The organism is Inquilinus limosus, assembly GCF_002195995.1.
In the GTDB taxonomy this organism is placed as follows: Bacteria; Pseudomonadota; Alphaproteobacteria; order DSM-16000; family Inquilinaceae; genus Inquilinus; species Inquilinus limosus_C.
On record NZ_NHON01000009.1, the window covers coordinates 66,147 to 83,786 of the forward strand.

Genomic DNA, 17,640 nt, shown 5'->3' on the forward strand with positions numbered 1-17,640 from the left:
TGTTTCCTCAGAGGGCCGAGATGTCGCCCAGCGCCTGCTCCGCCTCGAAATCGGCGGCGAAGGCGTCGAGCGTGCCGGCGGTGATGGCGCCGCGCAGCCCGGCCATCAGGTCCTGATAATAGGTCAGATTGTGCTGGGTCAGCAGCATCAGCCCCAGCACCTCCTCGCTGCGCACCAGATGGTGCAGATAGGCGCGGCTGTAGCTGCGGCAGGCGGGGCAGCGGCACTCCTCGTCCAGCGGCCGCTGGTCGTCCTGGTGCCGGGCGTTGCGCAGGTTGACCGTGCCGCGCCGGGTGAAGGCCTGGCCGGTGCGGCCGGAGCGGGTCGGCAGCACGCAGTCGAACATGTCGACGCCGCGGCGGACCGAGCCGACCAGGTCCGACGGCTTGCCCACGCCCATCAGGTAGCGCGGCCGGTCGTCCGGCAGCGCCGGCACGGTGACGTCGAGGGCGGCGAACATCCGCTCCTGCCCCTCGCCCACCGCCAGGCCGCCGATGGCATAGCCCTCGAAGCCGATCGCGGTCAGCGCCGCGGCGGATTCCAGCCGCAGCTCGGGATACACGCTGCCCTGGACAATGCCGAACTGGCCATAGCCGGGCCGGGCGACGAAGGCGTCGCGCGAGCGCTGGGCCCAGCCCATCGACAGGCGCATCGAGCTGGCCGCCACCTCCGGCTCCGCCGGGAAGGGCGTGCACTCGTCGAAGGCCATGGTGATGGTGGCGTCGAGCAGATGCTGGATCTCGGTCGACCGCGCCGGGGACAGACGGTGCTCGCTGCCGTCGAGATGCGAGCGGAAGGTCACGCCGTCCTTGTCCATGCGCCGCAGCTGCGACAGCGACATCACCTGGAAGCCGCCAGAATCGGTCAGGATCGGGCCGGGCCAGTTCATGAAGCGGTGCAGGCCGCCCAGCCGGGCCACCCGCTCCGCCCCCGGGCGCAGCATCAGGTGGTAGGTGTTGCCCAGCACGATCTGCGCGCCGGTGGCCGCCACCTCCTCCGGCCGCATCGCCTTCACCGTGGCGGCGGTGCCGACCGGCATGAAGGTCGGGGTCTGGACCACGCCATGGGCGGTGTGCAGGCGGCCGGTGCGGGCGGCGCCGTCGCGCGCCAGGGGTTCGAAGCGGAACTCAGTCATCTTTGTCCGACCGGTGCAGCAGGCAGGCGTCGCCATAGGAGTAGAAACGGTAGCCCGCGGAAATGGCATGGGAATAGGCCTGCTTCATGCGCTCCGTCCCGGCGAAGGCGCAGACCAGCATGAACAGGGTCGAGCGCGGCAGATGGAAATTCGTCACCAGCAGGTCGACGGCGCGGAAACGATAGCCCGGGGTGATGAAGATCGCGGTCGACCCGTCGAAGGGCCGCATGGTGCCGTCCTCAGCCGCCGCGCTTTCCAGCAGGCGCAGGCTGGTGGTGCCGACCGAGACGATGCGGCCGCCGGCGGCGCGCACGGCGTTGATCCGGTCGGCCACCTCGGCGGTCAGCACGCCGCGCTCGGCATGCATGACATGACCTTCGACCGTGTCGCTCTTCACCGGCAGGAAGGTGCCGGCGCCGACATGCAGGGTCAGGCGCACCGTGTCGATGCCCCGCGCCGCCAGCGCATCGAGCAGCGGCGGGGTGAAGTGCAGCCCGGCGGTCGGGGCGGCGACGGCGCCGTCATATTTGGCGAAGACGGTCTGGTAGTCGGTGCGGTCGCGCTCGTCCGGCCCGTCCGGCCGGTCGATATAGGGCGGCAGCGGGATCTCGCCATGGCGCTGCAACTGGGCGGCCAGGCCGGCGGGATCGTCGAAGGCGACCTCGACCTCGCCGGCCTCGCCCTTGGCGACGATGGTGGCGGCGAAGTCGTCGGCGAAGCGGACCACGTCGCCCGGCTTCAGCTTCTTGGCCGGGCGGGCGAAGGCGCGCCAGCGCCCGGCCTCGGCCGGCTGGTGCAGCATGATCTCAATGCCCGCCAGGCCGCGCTTGCCGTGCAGCCGGGCCGGGATGACGCGGGTGTCGTTGACCACCAGCAGGTCGCCGGACCTGAGGCGCCCCGGCAGATCGGCGATGTGCCGGTCGACCAAGCCGTCGGCCGCGACCTCCAGCAGCCGGGCGGCCTCGCGCGGCTCGGCCGGCCGGTCGGCGATCAACTGCCGCGGCAGGTCGAAATCGAACTCGTCGACACGCATGGCGGAACCGGGGTCAGCCGTTCTGCAGCGCCGGCATCGGCATGAGCAGGTTCATCAGCGCCCGGAACGGCGCCAGGAACAGCAGGGCGCAGGCCAGCTTCACCGACAGGTCGCCGGCCATCAGGGTCAGGATCGGCAGGCCGGTGCCGGCGAAGGCGATGGTGAAGAAGATCGCGGTGTCGACCACCGAGCCGAGGGCCGAGCCGATGAAGGGCGCGCGCCACCAGGCGGCGCGGCGCAGCCGGTCGAAGATGTGGATGTCGAGCAGCTGCCCGACCAGGAAGGCGGTGCCGGAGGCGACGGCGATGCGCCAGTCGGCCAGCCACAGCGACAGCACCACGGCCAGGGCGAAGCCGGTATAGGCGACCTGGCGGGCACGATGCGGACCGAAGAAGCGGTTGGTCAGGTCGGTGACCAGGAAGGTGACCGGATAGGTGAAGGCACCCCAGGTCAGCCAGTCGTTGATCGGGAACTGGACCAGGTAGTTCGAGGCCAGCACGACGGCGATCATCGCGATCAGCGCCAGGCCCATGCCGCGGGTTTCGGTGCGCAAGACAGGCTCTTCCAATGCAAAACGCCCGCGGCGCAGCCATCTGGCGCCCGGGTCCGGTGGGGCTTTTAGCGCAACTCGGCCGGCTTGGCCACCATCCTGGTCTGCGGAACGGTCATGCCGGCTGGCGGGGCCGCAGGACCCGCCCGAGCAGCGAGAGCGCGAGGCCGATCACCAGGAACACACCGAAGATGAGGCCGAACAGGCTGGGCAGGAACCAGCGCCCGGCGAAGCCGTCGACCGCCGCATCGCTGGGATCGGCCGGATCATAGGCCACCGGCAGGTGCTGGCCGCGGACGAAGGTGGTGCTGCGCACCGGGCTGCGGAACTGCGCCACCGTGCCCTGCGCCGTGGTGAACTCGACCACCGGGCCGTTGTTGAAGTCGACGATGACGCCGTCGGCCGTGGCCGTGCGGCTGCTGTCCATCTCGCGCCAGGCGAGCGCGCCGGCCGCGATCAGGCCGGCGAGGCCGAGGCAGAAGAAGACCAATCCCAGGATGGGCAAAGCCCGGACGCCGGTGACCCGTGCCATCGCCGCCTCCCCTCGTTTCGTTGGGATCAGGCATATTCCGGTATTGTGGCAATCTCCGGGATGTCGCCGGTCAGAGACCGTTTGGAAAGGCGCTGGCGTGAGTCGAATGGCGGTGGTTTCGAGAACCGGCGCGCAGCGGACGTTTGGGTCCGTGAGCACCGGAAGCGCAGAAACCGCCGTCAGGCGGCCGCGCCAGCGCCTTTCCAAGCGGTCTCTCACGGCTGGACCAGCAGGAACAGCACGGCGCCGGCACCCAGCAGCAGGAACGGGCTGACCCGGGTGAACAGCAGCGCCAGGCAGGAGATCGCGGCGATGGCCCAGGCCAGCACCCCGCCCTCCGCCGCCTGCAGCAGGCTGAAGGAGGCGGCCAGCACCATGCCGGCGGCGACCGGCGCGAGGCCGGTCTCGACCGCGCGCTGCCACGGCGCGCCGCGGTACCGGGCCCAGAGCCGGGCCAGGCCGTAGACCAGCAGCGAGGACGGGGCGAAGATCGCCGCCGTCGCCACCAGCGCCCCGGCCCAGCCCGCGGCCTGCCAGCCGACCAGCGTCACCAGCAGGGACCCGGGTCCCGGCGTCATCCGCGACAGGCCGAACAGGTCGAGGAAGCGGGCGTCGGTCATCCAGCCATAGACGCCGACCGACTGGCGGTGGATGTCGGCGACGATGCTCTGGCCGCCGCCGACGCTGAGGAAGGACAGCGGCACGAAGACGATCAGCAGCCGCACCAGCACATTGTCCATCGCCTCAATCCCTCCGCGGCCGCCAGGCGGCATAGGCGATGCCGAGCGGCGCGAGCACCGCCATCACCGGCAGCAGCGGCAGGCGCAGCGGGCCGATCGCCACGAAGGTGACGATGATGATCGCCACCGGTACGGCGGAGCGGGCGGCCCGGCGCGCGGCGCGGACGCCCATCTGCAGCGACAGCCCGACCGCCGCGGCCGCCGCCCCGGCCAGCGCCAGGTGCACGGAGCGATACTGCGCCACCTCGGCGAAGGCCGCGGCGGCGGCGATGGCGACCAGCATGGCCGGCACGATCATGCCCAGCACGCCGGCAAGCGCCCCCGGCCCGCCGCGAAGGCGAAAGCCGATCCAGAGCGAGAGATTGACCACGTTCACGCCCGGGAATGCCTGGGCCAAAGCCAGGCCGTTGAGGAAATCGGCCTCGGACACCCAGCGCCGGTTCTGCACGAACTCGCGCAGCATCCAGCCGCTCAGGCCGCCGCCGAAGCTGGTCAGCCCGATCTTGGTGAAGGCCAGGAAGATCTGCCCCAGGCCCGGCGGCCCGACTGGCGCCACCGCCTCCGCTGCGGTCTCAGCCATGCCGGCCCCCGATTCTCCGCGACGCCTCCACTCAAGCCCAGGCGCGGCGCGGCAACAAGAGACCGGACATCGCGTCTGCCATGGCGCGACAACGCAACTGGCCGATATTGCCGGTCACAAGCGGGATCTCCTGTCGTATAAACGCAGGATGCGAACGACCATCGGGAAATGGGGCAACGGCGCCGCCGTGCGCATCCCTGTTGCGATCATGAAGAGCGCGAGGCTCTCAATCGGCCAGCCCGTGGATGTTTGCCATGAGGGCGGCCGCATCGTCATCGAACCGTTCCTACGCGACGGCATCGGCTCTGCCGATCTCGATACCCTCCTGGCCGGTGTCACCGACGAGAACCGGCCCGATTTAGTCGACTTCGGCCGGCCTGTCGGCAAGGAAGCTTGGTAGACGGCGAGACCGGTCCCTCCCCGTCAGCCGAAGGTCGCGAACTCCTGCTCGCCGCGGGTGAAGCGGGCGAGCTTGGCGAAGAAGTCCTCGAGGATCCAGCGCGTGTCGATCGAATGGTACAGCTTGATCGGCCGGTGCTGGCCGGTATGGATGTAGTGCATCTGCGGGCTGAACTCCGGCGCCGGCACCCATTCCGAGACGCCGCCATTCGGGTTGAGGATCACCGACAGGGCAGGCGTGTCGCCGAGCGAGCGATGCTCGATCGGGCCGGGATGGGCCCTCAGGTTCCACTCCACCAGCTGGTCGACCAGGTACTTGCCGATCGGGCCCTTGTCGTAGACCCGCTCGTACAGCTCGGCATAGCCCACCGCCATCATCCGGTAGACGGTCATCGGGATCTGCCACAGCTGGACCTTCGACCGCATCACCACATTGGCGGCGGCAATGTCGTTGGACAGGTTGTATTCCCGGCCGCCGGTCGGCCACGGCCCGCCGCCGATCCAGACAACGACGACATTGCGCTCATTCAGCCGCGGCTCCATGAGCAGCGCCGAAGCCATGTCGGTGAGCGGCCCGAGGAAGGCGACATAGAGCGGACGCGGATCGTCCTTCATCGCCTCCTCGACGATGAGATGGGCGCCGGCGGAGGGCACCGGCGTCCGCTCGTCCGGCAGCGGCCCCTCGGCGCCGTCGGCCACCCGGACCCGGCCGGAGAGGTCCATCAGCTGCAGCAGCTTGACCACCTCGTCATGGCTGTCCTTGAGGCTGGTCTTCGACTTCACCGCGCCGAAATGCGCCGGGCTGATGCCGTGCAGGTCGAGGCTCGGCGTCAGCAGCGCATGGACGATGGTGTACTGGTCGTCCGCCTCGTTCTTGGCGTCGGTGTTGAGGATGAGGCGGGCTTTCTTCTCCGGGGGCAGCACGGTCGTTTCCCTTTCGCTGGCGCGCTCATTTCACCGCCCCGGCCATGCCGTGGACGAAGTAGCGCTGGAAGAACAGGTAGAGCAGGAGCAGAGGCGCGATGGTGATCAGCTGGCCGGCCGCGAGCAGGTCGTAGGCGGTCGAGAACTCGGTGCTGAACTGCACCACCCCGAGCGGCAGGGTGCGCTGCGCCTCGGTGCGGATGAAGATCTGGGCCAGGATGAACTCGTTCCAGGTGGCGATGCCGTCGAGGATCAGCAGCGAGACCACGGCCGGGGTGGCCAGCGGCATCACCACCCGCCGGTACACGCCCCACCAGGAGCAGCCATCGATCCGCGCCGCCTCGATCATCTCGGCCGGGATCGAGCGGAAGAAGCCGCGCAGCACCAGGATGCCGAGCGGCAGGCCGAAGCCGAGATAGAGGAAGAACAGCCCCGGCAGGCTGTCGATCAGGTCGAGCCGCTGGTACAGCAGGGTCAGCGGCACCAGCGTCATCTGCATCGGCACGATCATGCCGAGCAGGAAGATGGTGAAGACCAAGCCGCCGCCGCGCATCTTCATCTTGGTCAGGGCGAAGGCGGCGAGCGAGCAGATGAAGACGCCGGCCGGCACCTTGAGCACGGTCAGCACCAGCGAATTCCAGAAATAGGTCTGGATGCCGATCGCCCAGGCCTTGGCGAAATTGCCGAACTCCAGCGACTGCGGCAGGGCAAAGGCGCCGTTCTGGGCAAAATCCCCGGCGCTCTTCAGCGCGGTGAACACCAGGATGATCAGAGGCGCGGTCCAGACCATGCCGCCGATGGCGAGCGCAGCGTAGAAGCCGAGCGACCCGAAGCGCAGGCGGAACGGGCGGGCGCGGGCCGCCGCGCCGGCGAGGGAAACCGCGGCGTCGGTCATCGGCTGCGCACCATGTGGCGGGTGTAGGGGACGGCGAAGACCAGGGTCAGCAGGAACAGGATCACGGCGATGGCGGTGCCGAGCCCGACATCGTTGTGGTTGTAGGTCAGGAAATACATCCAGCTGCCCAGCACCTGGGTGCGGTTGGCCGGGCCGCCATAGGTCATGACGTAGATGATGTCGTAGACCTTCAGCGAGTTGATCGCGGTGATCGCGACCACGACCATGGTGGTCTCGCGCAGCAGTGGGAAGGTCACGTGCCAGAAGCGCTGGAACCGGCCGGCGCCGTCGATGCGGGCGGCGTCCAGCACCTCCTTGGAGATGGTCTGCAGCCCGGCCAGGAACAGCAGCATCGGCAGGCCGGCATTGTGCCAGGCGGCGGCGACGAAGACGGAGTAAAGCGAGATCTTCGGGTCGGACAGCCAGTTGCGCTCCAGGCCGGACAGGCCGAACACCTCCAGCATCTGGTTCACCAGGCCGAGGCTGGGGTGATACATCCAGCTCCAGATCAGCCCGACGATGCTCATCGACAGGATCGCCGGGAAGTAGAAGACGCTGCGGAAGAAGGCGCTGCCGCGGAACCGGCCCTCGAGCGCCAGCGCCAGGGCCAGGCCGATGCCGGTCGGCACCACCAGCGACAGCAGGCTCCAGATCACGTTGTTCTTGAGCGCGATCCAGAACACCCGGTTGCGGGTGAACAGCTCGACATAGTTGCCGAGCCCGACCCAGAGGCTGTCCGGCGACACGCCGTCCCAGCGGAACAGGCTGAGCCAGCTGGAATAGGCCATCGGATAGACCAGCACGATGGCGAAGATCAGCGCCGCCGGGGCCAGGAACAGCCAGGGCACCAGCACCTCGTCCTTGAGCTTGCGCGGCAGCCGCCGTCTCGTCTCCAGGCTGGTGTCGGCCATGGCCGCGGACCTCCTGTCTCGGGTCAGTTGCTGGCGCGGCTCTTGCTGCGCTCGATCGCCTCCTGCACCTGGGCCGCCGCCTCCTCCGGCGACATCAGGTCGAGCAGCACGGAGTCCTGCGCCTCGAAATAGGCGGCGACGACGTCCTGCGGCAGGCCCTGGTCGGTCAGCCGGTAGAAGCCGATCTCGCTTTGGGTCCATTGCGACCATTGCCGCTGGATCGGCAGGTCCTCGGCCGGCAGGATGCCCTTGGTCGCGCTCGGGAAACCCACCGCCTGGGCCGTGACCGGCGCGATCTCCGGCCGCACGGCGTAGCTGGCGAACAGCAGCGCGGCCTTGCGCACGTCGTCGGACGCCTTGGCGTTGACCTGGATCTGCGACGGCGACCCCGGCACCCGCTTCGGCGTCCGGTCGGTCGGCAGCGGGAAGGTGCCGTAATCCGCCGGCGACTTGCCCTCGCGGAGGATGCGGGCGGTCTCCAGGCTCGGCGTGTCGAACACCATCGCCGCCTGGTCGTTGTAGAGCAGCGGCATGTTGGTGGCGGGGTCGACGGTCAGGAACCCGTCCGGGAAATAGCCCTTGTCCGCCCAGTCCTTCAGCTTGGCGAAGGACTGGGTGACCGGCTCGGACTCCCAGGACTCCGCCATGTCCAGCAGCGCGTCATGCCCCTCCGGCCCGGCATAATGCTCGAGGAAGAAGTCGAAGAAGCGCATCGTCATCCAGCTGAACTTGCCGCCGATCGAGAACGGCGTGACGCCGTTGGCCTTCAGCGTCTCGGCGACCTTCTCGAGATCGGCGAAGCTCTGCGGCGGCTGCAGCCCGTACTTGTCGAACAGTGCCTTCTTGTAGACGAAGCCGAAGGGCCCGATCTTGTTCGGGATGCCGTAGAGGTCGGCGCCGTCGCGGGTGATGTCGAGCGCCGCCGGCGTCACATTCGCCTCGACTCCCAGCGCCGCCAGCAGCTCCGGCGTCAGCTTCAGCGCATGGCCGGCCCGGTTGTAGGGCGAGGCCAGCGATCCGCCCCAGTTCCACCAGGCATCCGGCAGCTTGCCCGAGGACGCGCCGACCCGCAGCGCCTGCTTCAGCTCGTCGGTGCCGAATTTGGTGAAGTGGACGGTGATCGTCGGATAGTCGGCCTGGAAGCGCTCGATCACCAGCGGCCAGTTGTGCGAGGCGAGGCCGAAGAACTCGATCGTGACCGGCTTGGCCGGCGCCTCCTGGCTCCAGGCGGGATCGGCAGCGAAAGCCATCGCCAGCATCGCTGCGCCCGCGACCATGGATCGACGCGTCAGAGCCTGCATGTCGCCCTCCCCCGGCGATGGAGACGTTGTCGTCGTCTGTGTCCGGCGGTTCGGCCCGCCTGTTGGTTACCGGCATTATGGTGTGCTGGTATGATGAGTCAACCAGCAAAGTCGAACAGGGCAGGCACAAGGAAAAAGCCCCGCGGCGGGTGCCGGCGGGGCCTGGATAGCGACAGGTTCGAACAGACGGCTGCGGATCAGATCGGCTGGCCGACATCGATGCGGTTGCCGTCCGGATCCTCGAAGACGAAAGCGCGGAGGCCATAATCCTTGTCGCGGAGGCCCTTGACGATGCGCAGCCCGTGCGCCTGGCAGATCCGATGCAGCGCGTCGGCGTCCTCGACCATCAGATGCGCCACGTTGAACGGCGCCGCCCTGTGGTTGGGCTGCAGCGTCAGATGCAGCTCCGCCCCGTCGCGCTTCAGGATCATGAAGCCGACCGGGTCGCCGTTCTGGAAGGTTTTCCGGAAGCCCAGAACGGAGGTGTAGAAGGCCTCCGCCCGCGGCATGTCGCGGACCGGGAGCATGGCGGCGATCCGCCCGAAACGGATGCCGTGATCAGTGTCGTCACTCATAATGCAAACTCGGTGGGAGCGGCAGCGGCGACGACCCGGACGGTGCCGGCCGGTCACATGCCCTCCGGTGCGGTCGGAGGACGGTGCCCCCGGCTCCGTTCGTTGTATCGGGCCGTCGCGATGGTGGGCAAGATCGATCGCGGTCCATCGACAAGTGTCGGCCCCGCCGACAGAGAGCCGAACCAGATGCGACAGGCGCCGGTCAGCCTTCCGATTCAAGCTGAAATGTGAAGTTCACTCGGAGGAAAGGCTGCCAGTCTGGCACCACCTCCTCAGCCAATTTGGCTTCGGCGATTTGGTCGCGAGCCATAGCCACTGATCGCCCGACGAGCTCGGCCCACGGCTCCGACTCCCTCCGACCGCTGACCAGACCTCCCCCGATGACGGCCGGAACAGACGTCGTGATCACCGGAATCAGCCCGCACCACTGGCCGATCTCGAAAACGGGAGATCCGCTCGAGAGATCCGCATCATGATCAACGATCCAAACCTCCCAGCCCAGGATGACTGCATCCCCCTGCTCGCAGGCGATGAAGAATGTCTCGATATCCTGCAAATGAATGCCAAGTTCGCCGTTCCTGGCGACGAATGTTCTCGGGCGTATTTGGGAGGGTAGTGAAATTGCCACGATGGAAATCCCTATTGCAAAGACATCGGGTGGTTCCGCAATCCGCGAACACAATCAGCTCTCTCAGAACTCCTCGACGCTGAGCACGCCGGGCACCGATTTCAGCGCCGCCTTGGCCTTGCCGCCGACCGCATAGCCGCCGGGCAGCTCGATCTCCACCTCCTCGGTCGGCGACAGCAGCAGCTGCAGGTTGACCTTGCAGCGCCCCTGCCCTTCGCGGTCCAGCAGCCCGTGCAGCGGCTGGATCGCCTGCACCCCGTCGACATAGATCACGAACCGGGCGGCGCTCTTCGCCAGGGCCTGGTCGATCGGCTCCACCGACAGCGCGGTCAGCCGCAGCTCCTCGCCGCGGCTCTGGATCTCCACCGCCATGGCCAAAGCGGCGCCGACCTCGAGCAGCTGCCGGGCCGTGGCCAGCGTCTCGGCGAAGAAGGTCACCTCGAACACGCCGCTGGCGTCGGAGAAGGTGCCGAAGCACATCCGGTTGCCGGTCTTGGTCGTCATCTCGCGCTTGGCCATCAGGATGCCGGCGAGGCGGAGCTGGGTGTGGCCGAGCCGCATCTTCTGGCCGATCTCGGCCGAGCGCACCGAGCCCAGGCGCTTGGTGTTATAGGTGTCGAGCGGATGGGCGGAGAGGTAGAAGCCGACCGCGTCGAACTCCTGCCGCAGCCGCTCCATCGAATCCCAGTCCGGGATGCTGGGCAGCGGCGGCGCGCTGAGGCCGCCACCGGCCGGGCCGCCAAACAGGCCGATCTGGCCGCTGTCGCGCTCCGCCGCCACGGTGTGGGCGTAGCGCAGCAGCGTCTCGAACGAGGCGACGACGCGGGCGCGGTTCTTGTCGATCGAATCGAAGGCGCCGGCGCGGGCCAGGTTCTCCAGCTGCCGCTTGTTCAGCAGCTTGAGGTCGAGCCGCCGGGCCAGGTCGAACAGGTCTCTAAAAGGCCCGCCGCGCTCGCGTTCCTGCACGAGGCTGCGCATCGCTTCCGGCCCGACGCCCTTGATCGCGCCGAGGGCGTAGCGGATGGCCTTGGCGCCGTCGGGCAGCGTCTCGACCGCGAACACCGCGTCGGACTTGTTGATATCGGGGATCAGCAGCTTGATCTTGAGGCGCGTCAGCTCCTGCCGGAAGACGTTCAGCTTGTCGGTGTTACCGAGGTCGAGCGTCATCGACGCGGCCAGGAACTCGACCGGATGGTTGGCCTTCAGATAGGCGGTCTGGTAGGCGACGATGGCGTAGGCGGCGGCGTGCGACTTGTTGAAGCCGTAGCCGGCGAACTTCTCGACCTGGTCGAAGATGCTGGACGCCTGGCCGGCCGGCACGCCGCGGGCGACCGCGCCCTCGACGAAGGTCAGCTTCTGGGCGTCCATCTCCGCCTTGATCTTCTTGCCCATGGCGCGGCGCAGAAGATCGGCGCCGCCGAGCGAATAGCCCGCCAGCGTCTGGGCCACCTGCATCACCTGCTCCTGGTAGACCATGATGCCGTAGGTCTCTTCCAGGATCGGCTGCAGCGACGGGTGCAGGTAGTCCGGCGCCTTGGTGCCGTTCTTGACCTCGATGAAGGTCGGGATGTTGTCCATCGGGCCCGGGCGGTACAGCGCCACCAGCGCGATGATGTCGCCGATCCGGTTCGGCTTCATCCGGCGCAGCACGTCGCGCATGCCGGAACTTTCCAGCTGGAACACCCCGGTCGCCTCGGCCCGCCCCAGCATGGCGTAGGTCGGCCCGTCGTCGAGCGGGATATGCGCCAGGTCGATCTCGACCCCGCTGGCCTTGATCAGGTTCTCGGCCACGCGCAGCACGGTCAGCGTCTTCAGGCCGAGGAAGTCGAACTTCACCAGCCCGGCCTGCTCGACATACTTCATGTTGAACTGGGTGGCCGGGATCGGCGAGCGCGGGTCCCGGTACAGCGCCACCAGCTCGTGCAGCGGCCGGTCGCCGATCACCACGCCGGCGGCATGGGTCGAGGCGTGGCGGTACAGCCCCTCCAGCTTCATCGCCAAGTCGATCAGGTGGCGCACCCGCTCGTCGTTGTCGCGCTCCTGCTGCAGCGCCGGCTCGCCGTCGATCGCCTGGGCCAGGGTGACCGGGTTGGCCGGGTTGTTCGGCACCAGCTTGCAGATGCGGTCGACCTGGCCATAGGGCATCTGCAGCACGCGGCCGACGTCGCGCAGCACGGCGCGGGCCTGCAGCTTACCGAAGGTGATGATCTGCGCCACCCGGTCATGCCCGTATTTGTCGCGGACATAGGTGATCACCTCGTCGCGCCGGTCCTGGCAGAAATCGATGTCGAAGTCCGGCATCGACACGCGCTCGGGGTTCAGGAACCGCTCGAACAGCAGGCCGAAGCGCAGCGGGTCGAGGTCGGTGATGGTCAGCACCCAGGCGACGACCGAACCGGCCCCGGAGCCGCGGCCCGGCCCGACCGGGATGTCGTTCGCCTTGGACCATTTGATGAAGTCCGAGACGATCAGGAAGTAGCCGGGGAAGCCCATCTTCTCGATGACGTCGAGCTCGTAGGCCAGCCGGGCGGTGTAGGTCTCCCGCACCTTCTCACGCTCGGCCTGGTCCATCTCGGGCGTGTAGACATGCGCCTCCAGCCGGGCGGTCAGGCCCTGATGCGCCTGGGCGCGCAGCTCCTCCGCCTCGGTCCGGCCGGCCTCGCTCGGGAAGGTCGGCAGGATCGGCGCCCGCTTCTTCGGCATCACCGCGCAGCGCCGGGCGATCACCAGGGTATTGTCCACCGCCTCCGGCAGGTCGGCGAAGAGCTGCCGCATCTCCTCGGCCGGGCGGAAGCGGTGGTCGCGCGTCACCCGGCGGCGGTTGGCCTCGACCACATAGGCGCCGTCGGCGATGCACAGCAGCGCGTCATGCGCCTCGTACATGTCCTCGGTGGTGAAGAAGCAGTCGTTGGTGGCGACCAGCGGCACGTCCTCGGCATAGGCCAGGTCGATCAGCTCGGCCTCGATCCGGTTCTCCTCCTCCAGCCCGTGCCGCATCAGCTCGACATAGAGCCGGCCGGGGAACAGGGTTTTCAGATAGCGCAGCGTCGCCAGGGCCCGCTCGGGATGCTCGGCCAGCAGCAGCCGGCCCACCGGCCCCTTCGGCCCGCCGGTCAGGGCGATGACGCCGTCCGTATGCCCTGCCAGGTCTTCCAGCGCCAGCTGCGGCGCCAGCCCGCCCTCGGTCTCCAGATAGGCGCGGCTGGTCAGCGCCATCAGGTTCTCATAGCCGCGCTCGTCCTGCGCCAGCAGCACCAGGCAGTCCGGCTCGGCGATCGCCGGGCCGCCGACCCGCGCCCCGGTCTCAATCTCGGTGCGGGTGATGGCCAGGACGGTGCCGATGATCGGCTGGATGCCGTAATCCTTGGCCGCCAGGGCGAATTCCAGCGCGCCGAACAGGTTGCCGGTGTCGGTGACCGCCACGGCCGGCATCTGCATCTTCTTGCAGATGCCGATCAGCTCCTTGGTCTTGATCGCCCCTTCCGAGAGGGAATAGGCGCTGTGCACGCGCAGATGGACGAAATCGGCGTGTGTCATGGCGGCTCTCCGCGGCGACGGGACGGCCCGGTTCGACGGAATCGGGTGACGGATTATTCATAGCGCATCGACGCGACCTTCGCCGTCACGATGATGTGGTGCGATCCGCCAGAAGTTCGGGTCGGAGAACTCGCTCTCCCCGCATCACATGGAGAATGAAGACCCGCTCCCCATCCTCCCGGTAGAAGATGCGGCAAGGCGGTTCAACGATCTGCCGATAGCGGGAGTCGGCAAGCTCCGGCGGCTTCGGTCCCAGGCGCGGATGGTCTGCCAGACGGCCGACATGCCGGAACACACGCTGGACCAACTGCTGCGCCGCGACCCGATCCTCGATCGCGATGTAGTCGGCGATCGCATCCAGGTCGCCGAGCGCCGGCTCGGTCCAGACTATTTCAGCCATCGCGCCATGCGCTGCATGGCCTCGTCCTGCGTCAGCGTCCGTCCTTCCTCGACCGCCTGCTCGCCACGGGCGATGCCTTCCAGCAGCTCCATCCGCCGCTGCAGGGTCTCGAAGGTCTCGACGTCAACCAGATAGGCGCTCGGCAGCCCATGCTGGGTGATCAGGATCGGCTCGCGATCCCGCTCCAGCTCGGCGAGAAGGTCGGTGGCCTTGCGCTTGAGGGTCGTGACCAGTTCGGTTCGCATGAAGTGATACTAGAGTATCACTTCATCTTCAGCAAGCCGCTCACTCGTACCGCAGCGCCTCGACCGGGTCGAGCCGGGCGGCGCGCCAGGCGGGGTAGATCGAGGCCAGCAGCGACAGCGCCAGCGCCATGCCGCAGACCAGCACCACCTCGCCCGCGTCGATCTCGGTCGGGATCCGGGTCAGGGAGTATTGCCGCGGGTCGAAGATCGGCGTGCCGGTCAGCTGCTGCAGCCCTTGCCGCAGCACCTCCAGGCTGTCGGCCAGGGCGATGCCGAGGCCGAGCCCGGCCACGGTGCCGATCACGCCGATGGTCGCGCCGGCCAGGAAGAAGATGCGCAGGATCGATCCGCGCGACGCGCCCATGGTGCGCAGGATGGCGATGTCCGCCCCCTTCTCCTTCACCAGCATGATCAGGCTGGAGATGATGTTGAAGGCCGCCACCAGCACGATCAGCGACAGGATCACGAAGATCACGTTGCGCTGCCCGGCGACGATGTCGAGATAGCCGGACAGGGCCTGCTTCCAGTCGAAGAAGCGGACGCCTGCCCCGGCGGCCTGCTGCAGGGGCGCGGCGATGTCGCCGATCCGCTCCGGGTCGCGGACATTGACGTCGAGCCGGGTGACGCCCCTGAGGCCGAGCAGCGACTGCGCCGCCGGCAGCGGCAGCACGGCGACGCCGCTGTCGAACTGGTAGAGCCCGGCATCGAAGATCGCGACCACGGTGAAGGCGCGCGCGACCGGGCCGGCCGACTGCTCCCCCTGCCCCGGCGCGCCCGGCGCCAGCAGGGTGAGCTTGCCGCCGAGGGCGAGGCCCAGCTTCTCCGCTAGGCCGCGGCCGATCGCCACCGCGTCGCCGCCGCTGAAGGCACCGGGCGCCTGCAGCTGCAGGTTCTGCGCCACCAGCGGCCGGGCCAGGAAATCCTCCGGGCTCTCGCCGCGGATCTGGACGCCGGCCGAGGCCTTGCCGGCGCTGGCCAGGGCCTGGCCCTCGACCACCGGGATCACCTTGGTGACGCCCGCCACCGCGCGCAGCCGATCGGCCCGCGCCTGGTAGTCGGCCAGGTCGCGGCCGCCCAGCGGCACGACGCTGACATGGGCGTTGAAGCCGAGGAACCGGGCCAGCAGCTCGGTCTGGAAGCCGTTCATCACCGAGGTGACGGTGATCAGCGTGGCGACGCCGATGATGATGCCCAGCAGCGAGAAGCCGGCGATCAGCGAGACGAACCCCTGGCCGCGGCGGGCCCGCAGGTAGCGGAAGGCGACGGCGCGTTCGAAGGCGTTGAACATCAGCGTGCCGCCAGCACGCCGTCGCGCATCTCCACCACCCGGTCCATGCGCTCGGCCAGCTCCAGGTTGTGGGTCGCGATCAGGGCGCCGACGCCGGTCGACCGCACCACCTCCAGCAGCATCTCGAACACCGCCTCCGAGGTGGTGTGGTCGAGATTGCCGGTCGGCTCGTCGGCGATCAGCACCTTCGGCGCGTTGGCCAGCGCCCGGGCGATGGCGACGCGCTGCTGCTCGCCGCCCGACAGCTGCGCCGGGCGATGCTCCAGCCGTCCGGCCAGCCCGACCCGGGCCAGCAGCTCCCGCCCCCGCTGGCGCGCGGTCTCCCGCTTCTGGCCGGCGATCATCTGCGGCAGCACCACATTCTCGATGGCGCTGAACTCCGGCAGCAAATGGTGGAACTGGTAGACGAAGCCGATGGCGGAGCGGCGCAGCGCCGTGCGCGGCCCGTCGCCCAGCCCGTCGCAGCGCTGGCCGGCGATGGTGATGGTGCCGCCATCCGGCTGTTCCAGCAGGCCGGCGATGTGCAGCAGGGTCGACTTGCCGGCGCCGCTGGGGCCGACCAGGGCGACGATCTCGCCGCCGGCCAGCGACAGTTCGGCGCCGCGCAGCACGTCCAGCCGGGTCTCGCCCTGGTGGAAGCTGCGGCGGATCCCTTCGAGGCGGAGGACCTCGGCGGCGGAAGACGGCATGGCGTCACTCATAGCGCAGGGCCTCCACCGGATCGAGCCGGGCGGCCCGCCAGGCCGGGAAGATCGAGGCCAGGAAGGTCAGGCCGACGGCGAGCAGGCAGACCGCCACCACCTGCCCCGGATCGACCAGGGCCGGCAGCGAGGCCAGGAAGCTGAACTCGGCGGCGAAGGTGTCGGGGCCGAGCACGCCCTGCAGCCAGATGCGGATGGCGTCGATATTGGCGGCGAGGCCGAGGCCCAGCGCCAGCCCGGCCAGGGTGCCGACCGTGCCGATGGTGGCGCCGGCCAGGAAGAAGATGCGCAGGATGGCGCCGCGGGAGGCGCCCATGGTGCGCAGGATGGCGATGTCGCCGCCCTTGTCCTTCACCAGCATCACCAGGCTGGAGACGATGTTGAAGGCGGCCACCAGGATGATCAGGGTCAGGATGATGAACATCACGCTGCGCTCGACCTGCAGCGCCGTGAAGATCGTGGCGTTGGCGTCGCGCCAGTCCGTCACCTTGAGGTCCGGCCCCACGATCTCCGCCACCTTCGACCGCACCGCGTCCAGCCGCTCCGGATCGGTGGTGAAGATGTCCAGGCCGCCGGCCTGGTCCTTCATCTGGAACAGCTGCTGCGCCGCCGCGAGCGGCATGTAGACGGTGGCGGAATCCGGCTCCTGCAGCCCGGTGGTGAAGATCGCCACCACGGTATAGGTCTTGGCCCGCGGCACCGAGCCGAAGGCGGTGCGGTTGAAATGCGGCGTGACCAGCGTCAACTCGTCGCCCAGCCGGACGCCGAACTGGGCGGCCAGGCCGCTGCCGATGGCGATGCCGTCGGTGCCGGAGAAATCCTCCGGCTTGTCGATCAGGATCGACCGGGCGATCGCCGGGCGGCCGAGGAAATCCGCCGGATCCACGCCCTCCACCGCCGCCGGCGCCCCCTGGAAGCTGGTGAAGTCGGACTCCCGGCTGACGAGGGCCTGGTCCTCGATCACCGGCGACACCCGCACCACGCCCGGCACCTGCCGCAGCCGGTCGGCCAGCGGGCCGTAATCCGGCACCCCGGCGCCGGCGGCGGCGCTGACCTTGAGATGGGCGTCGAGGCCCAGCACACGGTCCACCAGCTGGGCGCGGAAGCCGTTCATCACCGACATGACGATGATCAGCGTCGCCACGCCCAGCAGGATGCCGGCGAAGGAGAAGCCGGCGATGACGGAGATGAAGCCTTCCTTCCTGCGGGCCCGCAGGTAGCGGAAGGCGACTTTCCGTTCGAAGGCGTTGAACATGCGGGGCGCGC

Annotated in this window: 19 protein-coding genes; 1 reads left to right on the forward strand and 18 read right to left on the reverse strand. The window is 68.7% G+C overall.

Annotation, left to right across the window (positions count from 1 at the left end; genetic code table 11):
• Positions 1-7: 7 nt before the first annotated feature.
• The 6 genes from tgt to BWR60_RS06995 form a co-directional block, all read right to left on the reverse strand.
• Positions 8-1,135 (reverse strand): tRNA guanosine(34) transglycosylase Tgt, encoded by a 1,128-nt coding sequence (gene tgt / locus BWR60_RS06970; protein WP_088150288.1) that lies wholly within the window; start codon positions 1,133-1,135, stop codon positions 8-10.
• A complete protein-coding gene (gene queA / locus BWR60_RS06975; protein ID WP_088150289.1) occupies positions 1,128-2,168 on the reverse strand; it encodes a tRNA preQ1(34) S-adenosylmethionine ribosyltransferase-isomerase QueA in 1,041 nt (346 codons plus the stop codon). Before queA ends, tgt begins: the two co-directional genes overlap by 8 nt.
• Before the next feature lie 13 nt (positions 2,169-2,181).
• Positions 2,182-2,721 (reverse strand): queuosine precursor transporter, encoded by a 540-nt coding sequence (locus tag BWR60_RS06980; RefSeq protein ID WP_343216377.1) that lies wholly within the window; start codon positions 2,719-2,721, stop codon positions 2,182-2,184.
• A gap of 112 nt (positions 2,722-2,833) precedes the next feature.
• Entirely contained in the window at positions 2,834-3,250 is a 417-nt protein-coding gene (locus BWR60_RS06985; protein ID WP_088150291.1) for a DUF3592 domain-containing protein, read from the reverse strand.
• Positions 3,251-3,465: 215 nt separating this feature from the next.
• Positions 3,466-3,990 (reverse strand): chromate transporter, encoded by a 525-nt coding sequence (locus BWR60_RS06990; protein WP_088150292.1) that lies wholly within the window; start codon positions 3,988-3,990, stop codon positions 3,466-3,468.
• 4 nt (positions 3,991-3,994) lie between these two features.
• A complete protein-coding gene (locus BWR60_RS06995; protein WP_088150293.1) occupies positions 3,995-4,570 on the reverse strand; it encodes a chromate transporter in 576 nt (191 codons plus the stop codon).
• A gap of 148 nt (positions 4,571-4,718) precedes the next feature.
• Here BWR60_RS06995 and BWR60_RS07000 point away from each other — a divergent pair, with 148 nt between their 5' ends.
• Complete coding sequence (locus BWR60_RS07000; RefSeq protein ID WP_088150294.1) at positions 4,719-4,970, forward strand: AbrB/MazE/SpoVT family DNA-binding domain-containing protein; 252 nt, start codon at positions 4,719-4,721, stop codon at positions 4,968-4,970.
• Positions 4,971-4,993: 23 nt separating this feature from the next.
• On the opposite strand, the gene BWR60_RS07005 is transcribed toward BWR60_RS07000, so the two are convergent.
• From BWR60_RS07005 to BWR60_RS07060, 12 genes are all read right to left on the reverse strand, one after another.
• Positions 4,994-5,893 carry a nucleoside hydrolase gene (locus BWR60_RS07005; protein ID WP_088150295.1) on the reverse strand — a complete coding sequence of 300 codons (900 nt, stop codon included), beginning with the start codon at positions 5,891-5,893 and terminating at the stop codon, positions 4,994-4,996.
• A 25-nt stretch (positions 5,894-5,918) separates the two neighbouring features.
• Positions 5,919-6,788, reverse strand: coding sequence for a carbohydrate ABC transporter permease (locus tag BWR60_RS07010; RefSeq protein WP_088150296.1), 870 nt, complete (start codon positions 6,786-6,788; stop codon positions 5,919-5,921).
• On the reverse strand, positions 6,785-7,699 hold the full coding sequence (locus BWR60_RS07015; RefSeq protein WP_088150297.1) for a carbohydrate ABC transporter permease: 915 nt from the start codon (positions 7,697-7,699) through the stop codon (positions 6,785-6,787). Before BWR60_RS07015 ends, BWR60_RS07010 begins: the two co-directional genes overlap by 4 nt.
• Before the next feature lie 23 nt (positions 7,700-7,722).
• Positions 7,723-8,949: an ABC transporter substrate-binding protein gene (locus BWR60_RS07020; protein WP_179221661.1), complete on the reverse strand. Its 1,227-nt coding sequence runs from the start codon at positions 8,947-8,949 to the stop codon at positions 7,723-7,725.
• Positions 8,950-9,197: 248 nt separating this feature from the next.
• Positions 9,198-9,575 carry a glyoxalase superfamily protein gene (locus BWR60_RS07025; RefSeq protein ID WP_088150299.1) on the reverse strand — a complete coding sequence of 126 codons (378 nt, stop codon included), beginning with the start codon at positions 9,573-9,575 and terminating at the stop codon, positions 9,198-9,200.
• 202 nt (positions 9,576-9,777) lie between these two features.
• Positions 9,778-10,203: a hypothetical protein gene (locus BWR60_RS07030; RefSeq protein ID WP_144445538.1), complete on the reverse strand. Its 426-nt coding sequence runs from the start codon at positions 10,201-10,203 to the stop codon at positions 9,778-9,780.
• A gap of 63 nt (positions 10,204-10,266) precedes the next feature.
• The gene (gene dnaE, locus BWR60_RS07035) at positions 10,267-13,740 is read right to left on the reverse strand and encodes a DNA polymerase III subunit alpha (protein ID WP_088150301.1); all 3,474 of its coding nucleotides are present in this window, start codon (positions 13,738-13,740) and stop codon (positions 10,267-10,269) included.
• Positions 13,741-13,825: 85 nt separating this feature from the next.
• Entirely contained in the window at positions 13,826-14,140 is a 315-nt protein-coding gene (locus BWR60_RS07040) for a type II toxin-antitoxin system RelE/ParE family toxin (RefSeq protein ID WP_088150302.1), read from the reverse strand.
• Complete coding sequence (locus BWR60_RS07045; protein WP_088150303.1) at positions 14,128-14,385, reverse strand: type II toxin-antitoxin system Phd/YefM family antitoxin; 258 nt, start codon at positions 14,383-14,385, stop codon at positions 14,128-14,130. The genes BWR60_RS07040 and BWR60_RS07045 overlap by 13 nt, the downstream gene beginning before the upstream one ends.
• A 40-nt stretch (positions 14,386-14,425) precedes the next feature.
• The gene (locus BWR60_RS07050) at positions 14,426-15,673 is read right to left on the reverse strand and encodes a lipoprotein-releasing ABC transporter permease subunit (protein WP_343216378.1); all 1,248 of its coding nucleotides are present in this window, start codon (positions 15,671-15,673) and stop codon (positions 14,426-14,428) included.
• Positions 15,673-16,374 (reverse strand): ABC transporter ATP-binding protein, encoded by a 702-nt coding sequence (locus BWR60_RS07055; RefSeq protein ID WP_088150305.1) that lies wholly within the window; start codon positions 16,372-16,374, stop codon positions 15,673-15,675. The genes BWR60_RS07050 and BWR60_RS07055 overlap by 1 nt, the downstream gene beginning before the upstream one ends.
• Positions 16,367-17,629 (reverse strand): lipoprotein-releasing ABC transporter permease subunit, encoded by a 1,263-nt coding sequence (locus BWR60_RS07060; RefSeq protein ID WP_088150306.1) that lies wholly within the window; start codon positions 17,627-17,629, stop codon positions 16,367-16,369. Before BWR60_RS07060 ends, BWR60_RS07055 begins: the two co-directional genes overlap by 8 nt.
• Positions 17,630-17,640: the final 11 nt, after the last annotated feature.